Origin of the sequence: Rhizobium sophorae (genome assembly GCF_013087515.1) — a bacterium.
Lineage (GTDB): Bacteria > Pseudomonadota > Alphaproteobacteria > Rhizobiales > Rhizobiaceae > Rhizobium > Rhizobium sophorae.
The window spans coordinates 101,189-118,090 of sequence record NZ_JABFCN010000001.1; the positions used below are offsets into that span (position 1 = coordinate 101,189).

The following is a 16,902-nucleotide window of genomic DNA, read 5'->3' on the forward strand; positions in this document are numbered from 1 at the left end:
GAAATCTCATGGACGCATACATCTCTGCTCTGATGGGGCTCGCAGGCATCGCGATTGGCAGCCTGACCTCGTTTGCCTCCACCTGGATGACGCATCGGTCACAGGTGAAGGAAAAACAACGCGAGGCCGAGATTGCCAAACGCGAAAAGCTGTTTTCCGATTTCATCACCGAAGCCACGCGGCTTTATGGCGACGCAATAAGCCACCAGAAGGACGACGTCTCCGACCTCGTGCTGCTTTATGCATTGGTCGCCCACATGCGTCTGATCGCATCCCGTCCGGTCGTGGATGGAGCCGAACTGGCAATGGTAAGGATCGTCGAGACCTATTTGACGCCAAATCGCTCACTCTCTGAAATCCGCGATCTCGCGCGTTCCGGCGAGATGAACTTTCTCCTCGATTTTGGTGAGGCTTGCCGGGCAGAATTGGCGACAGGGGACCTGTCTATCCGACGATAGGATTTTGCGGAAATCACCGGCAAAGCTACCATCAGCCACGCCGGGCGTACAAACAGACGAGGCCACTGGGCAGACAAAACCGGAATCACCGCCCAGGAAGGCGGCGGCTATAGGACATTGCGATGAGATCCGCCTCGCCTCACGTGTCGACTCGGAAACGAGATCATTCATTCATCGCATCAAGCGATTTCAATCGACTCACCAGTTCATCCAAAGCCGCGTCGACCGTTTTCGAAGCCGTGTCGATGACGATTGCATCGGGCCATTCGTCATAGGCTCTTTCGGAAATCTCTTGCCATGTCGGCTTCACCAGACCTTCGACGTCGGTGAGGCGTGTTTCAGCACGCTTGCGGTGCTCGGCTTTGTCCGAGCAAACGACCTCGACCTCGGCCGCTGTTACCCCGGCCGCTTGCGCGACCGAAAGCCACGCTGACCTGGTTATCCGAAGCGGGTTTACGGAGTCGGCGATGACGGTCCTGCCGAGGGTCAGATTGTCTCCCGCAATACCGTAAGCCACGATATAGACTGCAGGCCCGGCATCATCGGAAATTCCGGAGGCACGGATTGCTTGCTCGATGGTATCGACGCGCACATGGACCGCATTCAACCGCTCAGCCAAAGCGCGGGCAATCGTCGTCTTTCCGCTGCCAGGCAGACCGCCAAAGATGATGAGCATTGTGACCTCGTCGTTTTTGGAGAGGTTCCACGAGAACGTCAGAGCAGCTCGCGGTCAGCGCAATACTTCACCATTGAGGCCTGGTTCGCAATTCCTTTGTCAGCACAGGGTTTTCATGACCGGCCTCAATGACAGCCCATCCGAGCGCTTCGTAAAACCCCACGGCGTCTCGCGCCGCATTCACAAGCAATCCGTTGGCGAAACTGTCACATCAAGACGCTATAAGGATTTTCGTTCGGCGCCTCTTGCGTCAGCACTGTTTCACCGTCAAAATTGCGACATGCCTGACAGCGACCCATCCAGTACAAGCTCCGCCCATTCCAACCGGGATCTCCCGGCCGAGGAAGCAGGCGACCATTGTAGACGGTGCGATGACCTCCGCCTCGCCTCAGGCATATCAAGCCTCCCGCAGAGAGGACCGCTTCCCAGACCATTGTCAATGACCGGTGGCCGCGCGGGCCTACCCGATTTTACCGATGCCTCTGACTTTCACTTCAGACGAGCGGCCTGATGGAAGCTGCACTGATGTCAACACGATGATAGAAAGACGATAGGCGATGCGTCTATAGTAGCGTCCCTTCGAATGCCTCGTCGCTTCGCCTGACGAATGCGGCATTATAACCTCAACGAATAGGGTCCCTGTGTTTCTGGAAATTGGAATTGTGGCGTTTCTCACCATCCTGAATGGTGTGCTTGCCATGTCGGAGCTGGCCGTTGTGTCCTCGCGAACAGCCCGCCTAAAAGTTCTCTCCGACAACGGGAGCAAGGGTGCCGCTCAAGCGATCAAGCTTGCCGAAAACCCCGGTCGTTTTCTCTCCACGGTGCAGATCGGCATCACGCTGGTCGGCGTTCTATCCGGCGCTTTCTCGGGGGCCACGCTCGGCGCTCGCCTGAGCGGATGGCTGGAAGCACAAGGGATGTCATCGACGGCCGCTGATGCCATTGGCGTCGGTTCAGTCGTTGTGGCAATCACATATCTTTCGCTGATCATCGGCGAACTTGTTCCCAAGCAGATCGCATTGCGAGAACCCGAAGCGGTTGCGGCAAAGGTCGCACCCGCCATGGCAGTCCTGTCAAAAATCGCGCTGCCACTCGTGTGGCTTCTGAACGCCTCCGGAAATCTTGTGCTGAAGCTCTTGGGCCAGGCAGGAAAAGGTGGCGACAATGTCTCCGATGCAGAGATCAAAACTGTTCTGGCAGAGGCGCAGTCGGCTGGCGTTATCGAAAGCGAAGAGTCGGCGATGATCTCAGGCGTCATGCGGCTGGCGGACCGCACCGCCCGAGCGCTTATGACGCCCCGACGGGACGTGGAAATCATTGATATTGACGACAGCCTCGATGAAATTCGGACCCAGTTGCACAGGACGAAGCGGTCGCGGTTGCCCGTTCGAAAAGGCAGTTCGGACGAGGTGATCGGCATTCTTCCGGTCAAGGACTTCTACGACTCGATGTCCGAACACGGCAGTGTCGACATCAAGGCTCTGACGCAAGATGTCCCGGTGGTTTCAGACCTTTCAACTGCCATCAATGTCATTGAAGCCATCCGGAAATCGCCCGTTCACATGGTGCTGGTTTTCGACGAGTACGGCCACTTCGAGGGGATTGTTTCGTCAGGTGACATTTTGGAAGCAATCATGGGGGCTCTGCAGGAGGGATCTGTCGATGAACAGGCCATCGCTCGTCGAGACGACGGCTCTTATCTCGTGTCGGGCTGGACGCCGATTGACGAATTCGCTGAATTCTTAAACCTCAGGCTCGATGACGATCTGGAATATCAGACTGTCGCCGGCCTGGTGTTGGAAGAGCTGAAACATCTGCCCGAATTGGGCGAGAGCTTCACGAGAGGTGGATGGCGCTTCGAGGTCATCGATCTCGACGGGAGGCGCGTCGACAAAATACTTGTGTCTGAAGATCGAGGGTGACGGCTTGGCCCGTGCCGTCAAGATCGACGGCAGCAACATCGACACCATCCGCATGGAAGACGTGGTCCGACACCAGGAGGTACCGCCATGGCATGGTCCGCCAGCCAATATGTGAAATTCGAGGACGAACGCACGCGACCGGCGCGAGATCTTCTGGCACAGGTGCCGTTGCAGAGTCTTCGTCGCGCCATCGACCTCGGCTGCGGGCCGGGCAATTCCACCGAACTCATCATCGAGCGTTATGGGGCTGCCGGCGTCTCCGGCCTCGACAGCGACATCAACATGCTGGAGGCGGCGCGCAAAAGGCTGCCGGGCACAGCCTTCGTCGAGGCTGATCTCGGCATCTGGCAGCCGACTGAGCCCGCGGATCTGCTGTTTGCCAATGCCGTCTTCCAATGGCTGCCCGATCATCTCGATATCTTCGACCGGCTGATGGACGGGCTTTCCGAAGGCGGCGTCCTGGCCGTGCAGATGCCCGACAATCTCGGCGAACCCTCGCATCTGACGATGGAGGAGACCGCCCATGCCGGCCCGTGGAAATCCTCCTTCGAGGCGAAGAGCGTGCGCCGCAAGCCGCTGCCGCCGCCGTCCATCTATTACAGCCGACTGATCGCCAAATCCTCGCGTGTCGATATCTGGCACACCGTCTACAATCACCCAATGGCGGATGCTGCAGCGATTGTCGAATGGGTGAAGGGAACCGGACTGATGCCCTATCTCGCCCATGCCGGCGAGGAGCATCGCGAGGCATTCCTGGCCGAATACCTGGAGCGGGTGGAAAAGGCCTATCCCAAGATGTCGGACGGGCGGGTGCTGCTGCGGTTTCCGAGGATTTTCATCGTGGCCGTGAAAGGGTAATCGGCCGCGCCCAACCAAGGTCACGCGAGCTCGAACGCCCAGATGGTGTCAAATGCCTGTTATCCCTCGCCGCCTAGGTTGCGGCAAAGCTGGCGCGCATTATAGTCGGCCGGAAAATCCAAGGAGATGACACATGGACGCTGCCCCTACCCCGCCGGTCACCCTCGTCATCTTCGGCGCCACGGGAGACCTGACGCGCCGCCTGCTGGTGCCGGCAATCATCAATCTGACGCGCAGCCGCCTGGTCGGCGAGGATCTCCACATTCTCGGCATCGGCATCGAGCCGGGTGACGACGAGTTCCTGCGCGGGCGGCTCGACGCGTTCCTGAGCCATCTGCACGGCGAGGAACAGACGGTGAAGGACGAAGCCTGGGAAAGCCTGCGCCAGCGCATTTCCTATACGTCCGGCGATTTCACCAAGGACGATATTTTCGTCGAGATCGGCAAGCGGCTGGGGCCGAATGCCAATGCCGCTTTTTATCTCGCCGTCCCGCCATCCTTTTTCGGCACGATCGTCGAGAAGCTCGCCGCCCACGGGTTGACCGATGAAAGCGACGGCGTCTTCCGCCGCGTCGCCATTGAGAAGCCGTTCGGCACCGATCTCGCCTCGGCGCAGGCGCTCAATGCGCAGATTCTCGCCCAGGTCGAAGAAAGCCAAGTCTACCGGCTCGACCATTTCCTCGGCAAGGAGACGGTGCAGAACCTTATGACGGCGCGCTTTGCCAATATGATGATCGAGTCCTTGTGGAACAGCCGCTATATCGACCATGTGCAGATCACCGCCGCCGAGATCGTCGATGTCGGCAGCCGCGGCAAATTCTACGATGCAACCGGCGCGCTGCGCGACATGGTGCCGAACCATCTCTTCCAACTGCTGGCGATGATCGCCATGGAACCGCCGAACAGCTTCGATGCCGAAGCAATCCGCAACGAGAAGAGCAAGGTGCTGAAGGCGCTGCGCATCTATACGCCTGAGGAGGCCAAGACGCATGGCGTGCGCGGCGCCTATGGCGCAGGCCCGCTCAATGGCGCCGAGCTTCCGGCCTATCGCGACACCAAGGACGTCTCGCCCGACAGCAGGACCGAGACCTTCGTGGCGCTGAAACTCTATGCCGATACCTGGCGCTGGGCCGGTGTGCCCTTCTATCTCAGGACTGGCAAGGCGCTGACGGCGCGTGACACCGAGATCGTTATCACCTTCCAGCCGGTGCCGTTTGCGCAGTTTCGCGAGACCGAAGTCAATAGTCGCCTGCCGCCAAACCGGCTGGTGATCCAGGTGCAGCCCGACGAGGGCATGAGCATGGAAATCTCGATCAAATCGCCGGGGCTTTCCGTCGATACCGTGCCTGTTTCCCTCGACTTCCGCTATGCCGACAAATTCGATATCGCCAAGACGACCGGCTATGAATCGCTGCTCTACGATCTCTTCATCGGCGACCAGACCCTGTTCCAGCGCGCCGACGGCATCGAGGCCGGATGGGCGGCGGTGCAACCCTTCCTCGACATCTGGGCTGGGGATCAGAGCGTGCCCGACACTTACGCGCCGGGCAGCATGGGACCGCCCTGCGCCGACGAACTGATCCAGCGCGACAGGCGGCAGTGGCATGAACTCGGCGTTTTATTGCACAGAAACGGCAAATAGAGACGGTTCTGCTTTCCAATCCGGGACTATCGCGTCAGGCAGGCGTCGCTTAGGGTACCGTTGCGCTCGGCCGCGCGGTACTGACGCGTTCCGGGCCGTGGGCAAGTGGGCCGATCCGGCGGAATGACGACGGTGATATCACCGGTTTCGATTGAATCGAGCGGAATGATGAGCCCGCCGCTGGATTCCGCCCCCGGCACCGTGCCGGGTGGCATGCCGCCGAAGCGGCCGCTAGAGTCCATATCAGCAAGCGCCTGGGAGAAAGCCGGAGCGGCGAAGCCGAGGAGAATGATCGAGGCTGCTGCAAGAAACATACGCATGATGCTATTCCCTATGGTTTCAGCGATGCGACAGAAACAGCAGGATGACCTCATTGTTCCCCGCGGAAGCGGGGGCGGACGATCAAAGTTTGGCGATCGGAATATGGCGCCTCAGAGCGGGCGATCTCCGGCTCAATCGCGCCAGCGCGACAGCAGCCTGTCGAGGCCTGTCGGATAGAGATCGATGCCGGCGTCCCGCAACCTGTCACGGCCGAACCAGCGCGCCGTCGCCGCCGTCTCATCGAGTTCGCGGTAACGGATTTCATCGCGCTCATAGAGCGATGCATCGGCCAGTTCGATATCGGCAGCGAAGATGAATTCGTGCCCGGTCGCGCCATGATGCTGGTAGATGTTTTCAAGCAGATGCCAGGGGCCGACGATACGGATATCGGTCTCGAGCTCCTCGCCGAATTCGCGGTGCAGGGCCTCTTCGCGGCTTTCGCCGAATTCGATCGCGCCGCCGAGCGGGCGAACGCCCTTGATGCGGCCGCTGTCATCCTCCACTTCGGCGGCAAGCAACTGGTCTTTCCGCCAGGCGAGGCCGATCACCTTCACCCTGATCTGCTGCGACGGGCGCCAGACGGTCACGAGCTCTCCTTCCATAGGGACAGCGCTTGCTTTTCACCATGGTGTGGCGAGAACAGTGAGCCCCGCGACAAAGCGAGGCTCCTGCCGATCCCTCGTCTCAGACGAACTGGCTGAGGCCTGGGACGGAAGCGACGACCTCGTCGACCACCTCTTCGCCGGCATATTGCTTGGCGATCGCGATGGTTTCCTTGGCAAGCGAGGTGATCTCGCCCATGCCGAGGCCTTCGCCCATCAGCTGCTGGCCGAGCCCCATGATGCCGCCGCCGCCGAGCGAGCTCATCAGCCCGCCGAGCAGACCGCCGCCGCCGGCACCGGCGCCGTTGAACTGGGCGACGAGATCGGCGCCGCCGGGGATCGCTTCGATCATCTTGGCGACCGGGCCATCGGCGGCCTCGCGCTGCAGAAAGCCGAGCATCATGCCGAGCGCCTTTTCGGCCAGATCAGGCGCAATACCCACGCGATCGGCGATCTGGGTCACAATTTCATTCATCGTCAGCCTCCTGTTTTTTGACGTTAACGTCAACGTTAATCGAGATTCGACCGTAACTCAAGCCGACCCCTCCCCGGGCCGCACTTTGTCCGGTTTTGCTTTCAATGCAAACAGTTGTCCGCATGCGCATGCCTGCTTATAACAGGGAAACGATGGTTCGATGAAGGCGGCAGAAGCACGCCTTCTCATACAAATGGCGGCAGAGCCCCAAGGGAGCATTCCGAATGATCGAGGAAGGCAAGATTTTCATCGGCGCGAGCCGCAATCCCGATGACAGCATCAACAAGCCGGAATATCTCGACCTGAAATTCGGCAATCGCCACGGCCTCGTCACCGGCGCCACCGGCACCGGCAAAACGGTGACGCTGCAGGTGCTAGCCGAAGGCTTCTCGCGGGCCGGCGTTCCGGTGTTTGCGGCCGATATCAAGGGCGATCTTTCCGGCATCGCCGCCAAGGGCGAGCCGAAGGATTTCCTGACGAAGCGCGCCGAGCAGATTGGCTTTACCGACTACGAATTCGACCAGTTTCCGGTGATCTTCTGGGATCTGTTCGGCGAGAAGGGCCACCGGGTGCGCACTACCATCGCCGAGATGGGACCGCTGCTGCTCGCCCGCCTGATGGATGCCTCCGAACCGCAGGAAGGCGTCATCAACATTGCCTTCAAGATCGCCGACCAGGGCGGGCTGCCGTTGCTCGACCTCAAGGATTTCAGCTCGCTGCTGAACTATATGGGCGAGAACGCCAGCCAACTTTCCAACCAATACGGCCTGATCTCCAAGGCCTCGGTCGGCTCGATCCAGCGGGCGCTGCTCGTTCTCGAACAGCAAGGTGCCGAGCACTTCTTCGGCGAACCGGCGCTGAAAATCACCGACATCATGCGCACCAGCAATAATGGTTACGGCCAGATCTCGGTGCTGGCCGCCGACAAGCTGATGATGAACCCGCGGCTTTACGCCACTTTCCTGCTCTGGCTGCTCTCGGAACTCTTCGAGGAACTGCCCGAGGTGGGCGATCCGGAGAAGCCGAAGCTCGTCTTCTTCTTCGACGAGGCGCACCTGCTCTTCAACGACGCGCCGAAGGTGCTGACCGAACGCGTCGAGCAGGTGGTGCGGCTGATCCGTTCCAAGGGCGTCGGCGTCTATTTCGTGACGCAGAACCCGCTGGACGTGCCGGAAACGGTGCTCGCCCAGCTCGGCAACCGGGCGCAGCACGCCTTGCGCGCCTATTCGCCGCGGGAGCAGAAGGCAGTGAGGACGGCGGCCGATACATTCCGGGCGAACCCGGCCTTCGATTGCGCCACCGTCATCACCAATCTCGGCACCGGCGAGGCGCTGGTCTCGACGCTGGAAGCCAAGGGCGCGCCTTCGATCGTCGAGCGCACGCTGATCCGCCCGCCATCCGGCCGTGTCGGCCCGGTGACGGATGACGAGCGCCGGCAGATCATGGACAGGAGCCCTGTTCTCGGCGTCTATGACGAGGATATCGACCGCGAATCCGCCTTCGAACTGCTGGCCGCACGGGCGAAGAAGGCAGCCGATGCCGAGGCCGCCAAGCGAGCGCAGGAAGAAGCACCACAGCAACAGGGCGGCACGACCTCCGGCTGGAACCTGCCGGGCTTCGGCGGCGGCAATGACGACGACAACCAGGGCCGCGGCCAATCGCGCGGCAGGACTTCCGGCTACCAGCGCGAAACGGTGGTCGAAGCGGCGATGAAGAGCGTGGCGCGCACGGTGGCGACGCAGGTCGGCCGGGCGCTGGTGCGCGGGATATTGGGGAGTTTGAAGCGGTAGGGCTGAATGTCTTCTCTGCTTTAGGCATGTCGTCAGTGGCGCGTCGTGCAGCCCTCATCCCCTGCCGGCACCGACCGGGGTCGAGCCACGGGTCTCGACCCGTCCTTCGGACCCCGCTCGCGGGCGAAGGGGACAAGCCGCGACCTCTCCGTTCCCCACCAACCTCTCGCAGGGCACGTCCCCTCTCTCCGTTTTTACGGGGAGAGGGTTAGGGTGAGAGGCAATCTCAGGATGAAGCCCGCCGAGAAAAACGGGGCGGAAAGTCGGCTCTTTTGCTTGAACGTTCAGCCTTTACTCCTTAAATTATCTGCCATCGACCATTTCAACAGGATGTGTGCCGCAATGGATTTCAACCCGATCGCAACGCCAGTTCGCCTTGCCAACGGGGAAATCCATATCCATGCCTGCATCCATCACTCTCTCTCAAATTTCATGGTCCGCACCTGACGGCCGGCCGCTCTTTTCCAATCTGGACCTGAGTTTCGGGGCCGAGCGTACCGGTCTTGTCGGGCGCAACGGCGTCGGCAAGACGACGCTGCTCAAACTCGTCTCCGGTGAGATCCAGCCGCATTCGGGCACCGTATCCGTCAACGGCAGCCTCGGCGTGCTGCGGCAGAGCGTTCAGGTGGCGCCGCACGAAACGGTCGCCGATCTCTTCGGCGTCACCGATGCGCTCGCTATTCTTCGCCGTGCCGAAGCCGGCGAGGCGACGGCCAGCGAACTTGCATCCGCGGACTGGATGCTGGAGGCGCGCGTCGCCGCAGCACTCAATCGGACCGGGCTCGACGCGCCGCCGGAGACGCCGCTTGCGGTACTCTCCGGCGGGCAGCGCACCCGTGCCGGGCTTGCCGCGCTTGTTTTCACCGAACCGGATTTCCTGTTGCTCGACGAACCGACCAACAATCTCGATCGCGAAGGCCGCGAGGCGGTGATCGCGCTGATGTCAGGCTGGCGGGCCGGCGCCATCATCGTCAGCCATGACCGGGAACTGCTCGAAAGCGTCGATGCGATCGTCGAACTGACGTCGCTCGGTGCCACGCGCTACGGCGGCGACTGGAGCCATTATCGCGAGCGCAAGGCGCTCGAGCTTGCGGCGGCACAGCATGATCTCACTGAAGCCGAAAAACGCATGACCGAGGTGGCGAGGAAGGCGCAGGCGACGGTGGAACGTCAGGCGCAACGGGACAGCGCGGGCCGAAAGATGGCCGCCAAGGGCGGCATACCGCGCATTTTGCTCGGTGGCATGAAGGAGCGGAGCGAAACGACGGGTGGCGATAATTCCCGCCTCGCCGACCGTCGGCGCGCCCAGGCAATGGAAGAGGCAACAGCAGCGCGCGAGAAGATCGAGATCCTCCAGCCCTTGTCGGTCACCCTGCCGCCGACCGGACTGCCGGCGAACAAGATCGTACTGAAGCTGGATGCCGTGACATCGGGCTATCAGCTTGATGATCCTGTCATCAGCAATCTCTCCTTCGACGTGACGGGACCGGAGCGTATCGCCGTCACCGGCCGCAACGGCTCGGGCAAGACGACCTTGCTGGCGCTCGTCACCGGCGCGCTGAAACCCTGGGCCGGCACGGTCGGCGTCATAACCGCTTTCGCGATGCTCGATCAGAAGGTGAGCTTGCTCGATCCGTCGGCCTCGATCCGCGACAATTTCCGCCGGATCAATCCGCAGGCCGATGAAAATACCTGCCGGGCCGCCCTTGCCCGCTTCATGTTCAGGGCCGATGCCGCGCTGCAGACCGTATCGACGCTGAGCGGCGGGCAATTGCTGCGGGCTGGCCTTGCCTGCGTCCTCGGCTCGGCACTCCCGCCGCTGTTGATCCTTGACGAACCGACCAACCATCTCGACATTGACTCGATATCAGCGGTCGAGGCCGGGCTACGCGCTTATGATGGGGCGATGCTGGTCGTCAGCCACGACGAGACGTTTCTCGAGAGTATCGGGATAACGCGGCGGCTGGAGCTTGCTGCTGGTGGGCGGAGTGGATAAATCGGGACTTGGGCGATATCGCTGATGCCAGCGCCACCGCGGCTATTTCGCAAGAACGACTTCGGCCCAGGCTGCGACAAGGCCGATGTCCAGATCGCTGCGGAGGCGATCCTCACCCCTTGCGACCGTACCGAACACAGTGTCGAGCGGAGACCGCATGGCACTCTGCGGCTCTGATCTTGCCACATCTTCCTCCTGACGGATATTAAATCAATTGATCCTATATCCGACCATTTGGATGATGTGGCGATGGTCGGCATGGAAGCAGGTTATCGTATGATCGCCTGCGAGCTCGCGTCGGCCGGCTATCGGCGTGCTTGCTGCTCTCTTGCCTCTTTTTGCGGGCAATGTTATTTGGATCACGCAGCTTTTTTGAGAAAGGAGGATCACGCAATGCAATATTATTTTCAGTTTCGCCAGCGTGGTCCCGTCAACGCCCTGCAAATGCGTTTGCAGGGCTGACCAGAGACCGTTTCTCGACATCTCTTCCTGGTCTGCCCTTCGTGGCCAATGCAGCGCCGTAAATTATAGCGCGCATTATTCTCAACTCCCGGATCCGATACGCGCAATCCCGTGATGGCTGAATGCCCTTGGATCGCACTCGATACCCGGTCAAGACCAGAGAACGATCATGACACTCATCAATATCCGCAATCTCGGCGTGACGCTGGGCAATCCCTTGTTTTCCAAGCTTAATCTCGTCGTCAATGCCGGCGACCGCATCGGCCTCGTCGCCGCCAACGGGCGGGGGAAATCGACGCTGCTTGCCTGCATCACCGGCGCGCTGGAGCCGAGCGACGGTGAGATCACCAAGGCGCGCGGGCTAACCGTCGGCCATGTCGCGCAGAATGTGCCACCTGCCCTTTTCGACACGCCGTTCTACGATGCGGTGCTGCAGGCCCTGCCGGCCGATCAGGCCGAAAGCGAAAGCTGGCGGGTCGACGTGGTGCTGGAATCGCTCGACGTGCCGGAGGCCATGCGCGGCCGGCCAATGAAGCAGTTGAGCGGCGGATGGCAGCGGCTTGCCATGCTTGCCCGCACCTGGGTGAGCGAACCCGACGTGCTTCTGCTCGACGAGCCGACCAACCATCTCGACCTTGAAAAGATCGCGCAGCTGGAAGGCTGGCTGAACGCGCTGCCGCGCGACGTGCCGGTGATCCTCTCCAGCCACGATCGCGCCTTCCTCGATGCGACGACCAACCGGACGCTGTTCCTGCGGCCGGAGCAATCACCGGTCTTCGCCCTGCCCTATACACGAGCGCGCGCCGCCCTCGACGAGGCCGATGCGTCAGAGGCCCGGCGCTACGAGCGCGACATGAAGGTGGCGGAGCAGCTGCGCAAGCAGGCGGCAAAGCTCAACAATATCGGCATCAATTCCGGCAGCGACCTGCTCGTCGTCAAGACGAAGCAGCTCAAGCAGCGGGCGGAGAAGCTGGAGGACGCCGCAAAACCGGCGCATCTCGAGCGCTCGGCCGGCGCCATCCGGCTCGCCAATCGCGGCACGCATGCCAAGGTTTTGGTGACGCTGGAGGATGCGGCGGTGACGACGCCGGATGGAACGCTGCTCTTCAAGACCGGCCGGCAATTCATCTGCCAGGGCGACCGCATCGTGCTGCTCGGCCTCAACGGCGCCGGCAAGTCACGGCTGGTGTCGATGCTGAAGCAGGCGATCGAAAGACCGGAGACGGCGCGCGACAGCATCAAGGCGACGCCTTCGCTGGTACTCGGCTATGGCGACCAGGCGCTTGCCGATCTTGCCGACACCGACACGCCGATCGGCACGATCATCCGCCGCTTCGATGTCGGCGACCAGCGGGCGCGGGGCTTGCTGGCCGGCGCCGGCATGACGATCGACATGCAGGCAAAACAGATCGGCCAGCTCTCCGGCGGCCAGAAGGCGCGGCTCGGCATGCTGGTGCTGCGGCTGACGGAGCCGAACTTCTATCTGCTCGACGAGCCGACCAACCACCTCGACATCGAGGGACAGGAGGCGTTGGAGAGCGAGCTGATGGCGCATGAGGCGAGCTGCCTGCTGGTATCGCACGACCGCAGTTTCGTGCGGGCGGTGGGCAACCGGTTCTGGCTGATCGAGAGGAAGCGGCTGCTGGAGGTGGAGAGCCCGGAAGGGTTCTTTGCTTCGGTTGGGGGATGAAGGATGGGCGTGACTGTTATTGGCGGCGTGCCGTGCAGCCCCCTCATCCGCCCTACGGGCACTGGCCGGGGCCGAGCCACTTGTCTCGACCCGTCCTTCGGACCCCCGAGGGGAGAAGGTGGCGGCAGCCGGATGAGGGGGGCCCACGGCACGCCGCCAACGACGCACTAAAACCTACCGCTTCGGTGCCACCAGGCAGAAAAAGGCACCCTGCGGGTCGGTGGCCTGGATGATCCAGTTGCCGCCGGGGACTTCCATCGGGCCGTTGACGACCTTGCCGCCGCCTGAAGTGACACGTTCGATCGCGGCGTCGAGAGTCGGCACGATGAAATAATAGCACCAGAAGGGCGTCGGCATATTTTCCGGTTTGGTCATCATGCCGCCGATCTGCCGGCCATTGTGAGCGAAGAGGTAGTAGACGCCCATCGGACCCATGTCCATTTCACTGTCCTTCGTCCAGCCGAACAGCTTGGAATAGAAGGAGACAGCGTCTTTGCCGTTGCCGGCATAGAGTTCGTGCCAGCCGATATTGCCGGGCGCGTCGAAGGCCAGTTCCGGCCAGCTTTTGTCCATCGGCGCCGGCGTCATGATGCAGATCACCGCGCCATCCGGATCGGCGACGACGGCGAAGCGGCCGATAGTCGGGATGTCTTCCGGCGGACGGCGGACCGAACCGCCATTGGCGGCGAAATCCTTGGCCGACTGATCGACGTCGTCGACGTCGACATAACCCGTCCAGTTCGGTGGAATGCCCTTACCCTCGAGTTCGGCCGGAAATTCCATCAGCCCGGCGACGCCGACGCCGTTGATCTCGAAGATCGTATAGGTGGGCATGCCCTCCACTTTCATTTCGGAGGTCGTCCAGCCGACGACGGAGCTGTAGAATTTCGCAGCAGCCGATGTGTCGGGGGTCATCAACTCGCACCAGATGAACTTTCCATGCGTCTCGGACATCCCACTCTCCCTTTTTCGACGCCCCTCTTCGGAGGCCTCTTTGCGAGGCCCCTTTCTCGAGGGTGAACGCCGCGATTGTCAGATCTTGCGGGCGTAATGTGCTTCCATGAACTGCTTCCAGGAACCGTCCGGCTGCTTGGCGCTGGAGACGAAGGTGCGGTGATCGGCGTCGACGAAGGTGATCTGCTCGCGGTAATCGGCAAGCCCCTCGCCATTGAAGTCGGGGCCTGTCGTATAGAGGTCCAGCACATTGCCTGACGCGTCGACCTCGCCCTCATAGACCCACATATAGTCCATCATGCTGCCGATCCAGCTGCCGACATACTTGCCTTTTGCGTCGTTGTAGCCGAGCGTCAGGATGCTGGTCGCCTCCTTGCCGTCCGGCATACGGCCGGTCCCTTCTGCGACGAACCAGATGCCGTGCAGCGAGCGGACGGTCTCCGTCCAGGGCTCGCCGCCACTCATGTCGGGTGCGGTGACGGTCCAGTCGCCGACCAGTCTTTCCAGGAAGGAATGTTCCTTCAGCACTTCAGCGGTCTTCATCATCCTCTTCTCCCTTGAGTGATGGTGGTGTTTGTTTTTCCGCATTCCGGACGCAAAACCGCTTACACTTCCGGCATCATGCTCCGGCTCAGTGACAGCAGGATGGCGCCTTGGCGGCCTCCTCATATTCGTCGTGGCGGCGCACGAAATTCATCGTGCTGTCCTCGTTGCGGCCCTTCGGCGCGCGGTCGAGGATCATCAGGGTGCCGACCAGTTCTTCCGGCCCGCGGGCATAACTCGAATAGGTATGGAAGACCTCGCCCTTGTCGTTGCGGTAGAAAGCGCTGAGGCCCGGCAGTTCGTCATTGGCATCAGCCGGCTGCATCGGTGTGAAATTGTAAAAGACCTTGTCTTTGGCAAGATCCTCGGGACTGAAAGAAACGTGATAATCGAAATTGAAATCGCTGCCGAAGGAAGAGACCCAAGGAAATTTCCAGCCCATGCGGTTCTTATAGGCGGCGATCTTGTCGAGCGGCGCGCGCGAAACGGCGACCCAGGTGACGTCGTGATGGTTCAGATGCGGCAGGGCGCCATCGACATGATCGGACAGGAAGGAGCAGCCGGTGCAGCCGGCATCCCAATCCGGGCCAAGCATGAAATGGTAGATCAGCAACTGGCTGCGGCCGTCGAAGAGATCGGCGAGCGACTTGCCTCCCTCCGGCGTTTCGAAGACATAGTCCTTGTCGACCTTCACCCAGGGAAGCGCCAGACGGGCGGCGTTGACGCTGTCGCGCAGCCGCGTCGCTTCCTTCTCCTTTGCCAGCAGGGCACGGCGGGCCTCGAGCCACTCTTCGCGGGACACGACTTCATTCTGCATGGAATGCGCCCTCCTCCGGCGCTTGCCGGTGAAGCCGGCTCATCTCCTTCTCCTTGACTAAATACATTGATATCAATAGAAATGAGGCATGTCAAATTCGATCGAGATTCCCTTTTCCACGACGCTGATGGTGCGTGACACCTGCCTCTGCCTGCATGTGCAGCGAGCAGCACGCGCACTTGCGCGGCTGTTCGACGATGCGCTGAGGCCGGCCGGGCTGACCAACGGGCAGTTTTCACTGATGATGTCGCTGAACCGGCCGGAGCCGCCGCCGATGGGGCCGGTCGCCGCCCTGCTCGCCATGGACCAGACGACGCTGACGGCGGCGCTGAAGCCGTTGCAGCGCAAGGGCTGGGTGACGGTGATGGAGAACCCGAGGGACAGGCGCGGCCGGCTGCTGAGCCTCACCCCTGAGGGCAAGGCGGTGCTGGCAAAAGCGCTGCCGATCTGGGAAAGCACGCATGCGATGATCGACGGAAAGCTGCCGGATGGCAGCGTCGCAAGGCTGCGGCAGGATCTGCAGGCACTCTCATGAATGATGGCAGAAGCGCCGAAGCCGGCCGGATAGTATCCTACCCGGGCGGCAGATGGCGGCAGCCGATACGGCTGCCAAGTTATTAAAACCGATCAGGCGACAGTGACCGGGACCTCGGTCGAGGTGCGCATCGCGTGGCTGTAGGGGCAGACGATGTGGGCTGCGGCTGCGAGCTTTTCAGCGGTTTCGCGGTCGAGACCCGGGATATTGACCGTCAGCGCCACTTCGATGCCGAAGCCGCCGCCATCTTCGCGCGGGCCGATGCCGACCTTGGCGGAGACCGTCGTGTCCTCGGGAATCTTGACCTTCTGCTGGCCCGCGACAAATTTCAATGCACCGAGGAAGCAGGCGGAGTAACCGGCAGCGAAGAGTTGTTCGGGATTGGTGCCGGTTGCGCCGTCGCCGCCGAGTTCCTTGGGAACGGTCAGCGTCACGTCCAGAACGCCGTTTTCGGAAACGGCGCGGCCCGCGCGGCCGCCGGTGGCAGAAGCTTTGGTCGTATAGAGAATAGGCATGACGATCTCCTTTGGTTGGCCCTTCGGTCGGGTTGGATTTTTATTATCGCACAATTAAATTGTACGCAAGTGAATTTTGCAAATTGCATTTCGAATTCGAAAAGAGGACAATCAAGCCTCAAGGATGATGGATATGAAAGCGCACAAGACGACGACGATCGAGATACCGCAAGAGGAGAAGCGGCTGGAAAAGCAGTTGTGTTTCGCGGTCTACGCAACGGCGCATGCTTTCACCCGCGCCTACAAGCCGATCCTCGACAGGGTCGGCCTGACCTATCCGCAATATCTGGTGATGCTGGTGCTGTGGGAACGCGGCGAGTTGCCGGTCAAGACGATCGGCGAGCAACTGGATCTCGATTCCGGCACGCTCTCGCCGCTGTTGAAACGGCTGGAACAGACCGGACTGATCAAACGCATCCGCGACCTGCGCGACGAACGGCAGGTAATAGTGTCGCTGACCCCGCAAGGTCAGGCAATGAAAGGGGAGATCGATACGATCATGACGGCGATCGGGCAAGCCGCAGGCTGCACGCTTCAGGAAATGGCCGAGATGCGCGACATGCTGCATCGGCTGCGGGGCAATCTCGGGCGGGCCGGCACGGGCGGCGGGTGAACGCGTTTAACCCGGTAAAGCCGGTATGCGCGC

At 61.3% G+C, this 16,902-nt stretch carries 19 protein-coding genes; 10 read left to right on the plus strand and 9 right to left on the minus strand.

Features of this window, described 5'->3' with window-relative positions; translation table 11 throughout:
- Nucleotides 1–8 precede the first annotated feature (8 nt).
- On the plus strand, nt 9–458 hold the full coding sequence (locus tag G9X64_RS00505; RefSeq protein WP_168312488.1) for a hypothetical protein: 450 nt from the start codon (nt 9–11) through the stop codon (nt 456–458).
- 163 nt (nt 459–621) lie between these two features.
- On the opposite strand, the gene G9X64_RS00510 is transcribed toward G9X64_RS00505, so the two are convergent.
- Entirely contained in the window at nt 622–1,134 is a 513-nt protein-coding gene (locus G9X64_RS00510) for a P-loop nucleotide/nucleoside kinase family protein (protein WP_168312487.1), read from the minus strand.
- A 641-nt stretch (nt 1,135–1,775) separates the two neighbouring features.
- Here G9X64_RS00510 and G9X64_RS00515 point away from each other — a divergent pair.
- The 3 genes from G9X64_RS00515 (at nt 1,776) to zwf (ending at nt 5,556) form a co-directional block, all read left to right on the plus strand.
- Nucleotides 1,776–3,056, plus strand: coding sequence for a hemolysin family protein (locus G9X64_RS00515; protein ID WP_171375755.1), 1,281 nt, complete (start codon nt 1,776–1,778; stop codon nt 3,054–3,056).
- Between the two features lie 87 nt (nt 3,057–3,143).
- On the plus strand, nt 3,144–3,914 hold the full coding sequence (tam, locus tag G9X64_RS00520; protein ID WP_168312485.1) for a trans-aconitate 2-methyltransferase: 771 nt from the start codon (nt 3,144–3,146) through the stop codon (nt 3,912–3,914).
- Nucleotides 3,915–4,047: 133 nt separating this feature from the next.
- Complete coding sequence (gene zwf / locus G9X64_RS00525; RefSeq protein ID WP_168312484.1) at nt 4,048–5,556, plus strand: glucose-6-phosphate dehydrogenase; 1,509 nt, start codon at nt 4,048–4,050, stop codon at nt 5,554–5,556.
- 26 nt (nt 5,557–5,582) lie between these two features.
- Here zwf and G9X64_RS00530 read toward each other — a convergent pair whose 3' ends face one another.
- The 3 genes from G9X64_RS00530 to G9X64_RS00540 form a co-directional block, all read right to left on the minus strand.
- On the minus strand, nt 5,583–5,930 hold the full coding sequence (locus G9X64_RS00530; RefSeq protein ID WP_168312483.1) for a hypothetical protein: 348 nt from the start codon (nt 5,928–5,930) through the stop codon (nt 5,583–5,585).
- Nucleotides 5,931–6,008: 78 nt separating this feature from the next.
- Nucleotides 6,009–6,464, minus strand: coding sequence for an NUDIX hydrolase (locus G9X64_RS00535; protein WP_168312482.1), 456 nt, complete (start codon nt 6,462–6,464; stop codon nt 6,009–6,011).
- Nucleotides 6,465–6,561: 97 nt separating this feature from the next.
- Nucleotides 6,562–6,954 carry a hypothetical protein gene (locus tag G9X64_RS00540; protein WP_003546502.1) on the minus strand — a complete coding sequence of 131 codons (393 nt, stop codon included), beginning with the start codon at nt 6,952–6,954 and terminating at the stop codon, nt 6,562–6,564.
- Nucleotides 6,955–7,178: 224 nt separating this feature from the next.
- Here G9X64_RS00540 and G9X64_RS00545 point away from each other — a divergent pair, with 224 nt between their 5' ends.
- Both G9X64_RS00545 and G9X64_RS00550 read left to right on the plus strand, forming a co-directional pair.
- Complete coding sequence (locus tag G9X64_RS00545) at nt 7,179–8,744, plus strand: helicase HerA-like C-terminal domain-containing protein (RefSeq protein ID WP_168312481.1); 1,566 nt, start codon at nt 7,179–7,181, stop codon at nt 8,742–8,744.
- Between the two features lie 400 nt (nt 8,745–9,144).
- On the plus strand, nt 9,145–10,740 hold the full coding sequence (locus tag G9X64_RS00550) for an ABC-F family ATP-binding cassette domain-containing protein (RefSeq protein WP_168312480.1): 1,596 nt from the start codon (nt 9,145–9,147) through the stop codon (nt 10,738–10,740).
- 42 nt (nt 10,741–10,782) lie between these two features.
- Here G9X64_RS00550 and G9X64_RS00555 read toward each other — a convergent pair whose 3' ends face one another.
- Nucleotides 10,783–10,926, minus strand: a complete 144-nt coding sequence (locus G9X64_RS00555; RefSeq protein ID WP_168312479.1) for a nucleotidyltransferase family protein — start codon at nt 10,924–10,926, stop codon at nt 10,783–10,785.
- 63 nt (nt 10,927–10,989) lie between these two features.
- On the opposite strand from G9X64_RS00555, the gene G9X64_RS00560 reads away from it, so the two are divergent.
- A complete protein-coding gene (locus G9X64_RS00560; protein WP_168312478.1) occupies nt 10,990–11,202 on the plus strand; it encodes a hypothetical protein in 213 nt (70 codons plus the stop codon).
- A 169-nt stretch (nt 11,203–11,371) separates the two neighbouring features.
- Nucleotides 11,372–12,892, plus strand: a complete 1,521-nt coding sequence (locus G9X64_RS00565; protein ID WP_168312477.1) for an ABC-F family ATP-binding cassette domain-containing protein — start codon at nt 11,372–11,374, stop codon at nt 12,890–12,892.
- 174 nt (nt 12,893–13,066) lie between these two features.
- On the opposite strand, the gene G9X64_RS00570 is transcribed toward G9X64_RS00565, so the two are convergent.
- From G9X64_RS00570 to G9X64_RS00580, 3 genes are all read right to left on the minus strand, one after another.
- Nucleotides 13,067–13,846: a VOC family protein gene (locus G9X64_RS00570; protein WP_171375756.1), complete on the minus strand. Its 780-nt coding sequence runs from the start codon at nt 13,844–13,846 to the stop codon at nt 13,067–13,069.
- Between the two features lie 78 nt (nt 13,847–13,924).
- Nucleotides 13,925–14,392, minus strand: coding sequence for a DUF1579 domain-containing protein (locus G9X64_RS00575; protein ID WP_168312475.1), 468 nt, complete (start codon nt 14,390–14,392; stop codon nt 13,925–13,927).
- Between the two features lie 85 nt (nt 14,393–14,477).
- On the minus strand, nt 14,478–15,206 hold the full coding sequence (locus G9X64_RS00580) for a DUF899 domain-containing protein (RefSeq protein WP_168312474.1): 729 nt from the start codon (nt 15,204–15,206) through the stop codon (nt 14,478–14,480).
- Nucleotides 15,207–15,294: 88 nt separating this feature from the next.
- Here G9X64_RS00580 and G9X64_RS00585 point away from each other — a divergent pair, with 88 nt between their 5' ends.
- The gene (locus G9X64_RS00585) at nt 15,295–15,741 is read left to right on the plus strand and encodes a MarR family winged helix-turn-helix transcriptional regulator (protein ID WP_168312473.1); all 447 of its coding nucleotides are present in this window, start codon (nt 15,295–15,297) and stop codon (nt 15,739–15,741) included.
- Between the two features lie 92 nt (nt 15,742–15,833).
- Here the strand turns inward: G9X64_RS00585 and G9X64_RS00590 are convergent, their stop codons facing one another.
- Nucleotides 15,834–16,256 (minus strand): organic hydroperoxide resistance protein, encoded by a 423-nt coding sequence (locus tag G9X64_RS00590; RefSeq protein WP_003546481.1) that lies wholly within the window; start codon nt 16,254–16,256, stop codon nt 15,834–15,836.
- Between the two features lie 124 nt (nt 16,257–16,380).
- On the opposite strand from G9X64_RS00590, the gene G9X64_RS00595 reads away from it, so the two are divergent.
- A complete protein-coding gene (locus tag G9X64_RS00595; RefSeq protein WP_168312472.1) occupies nt 16,381–16,869 on the plus strand; it encodes a MarR family winged helix-turn-helix transcriptional regulator in 489 nt (162 codons plus the stop codon).
- The last annotated feature ends 33 nt before the right edge of the window (nt 16,870–16,902 follow it).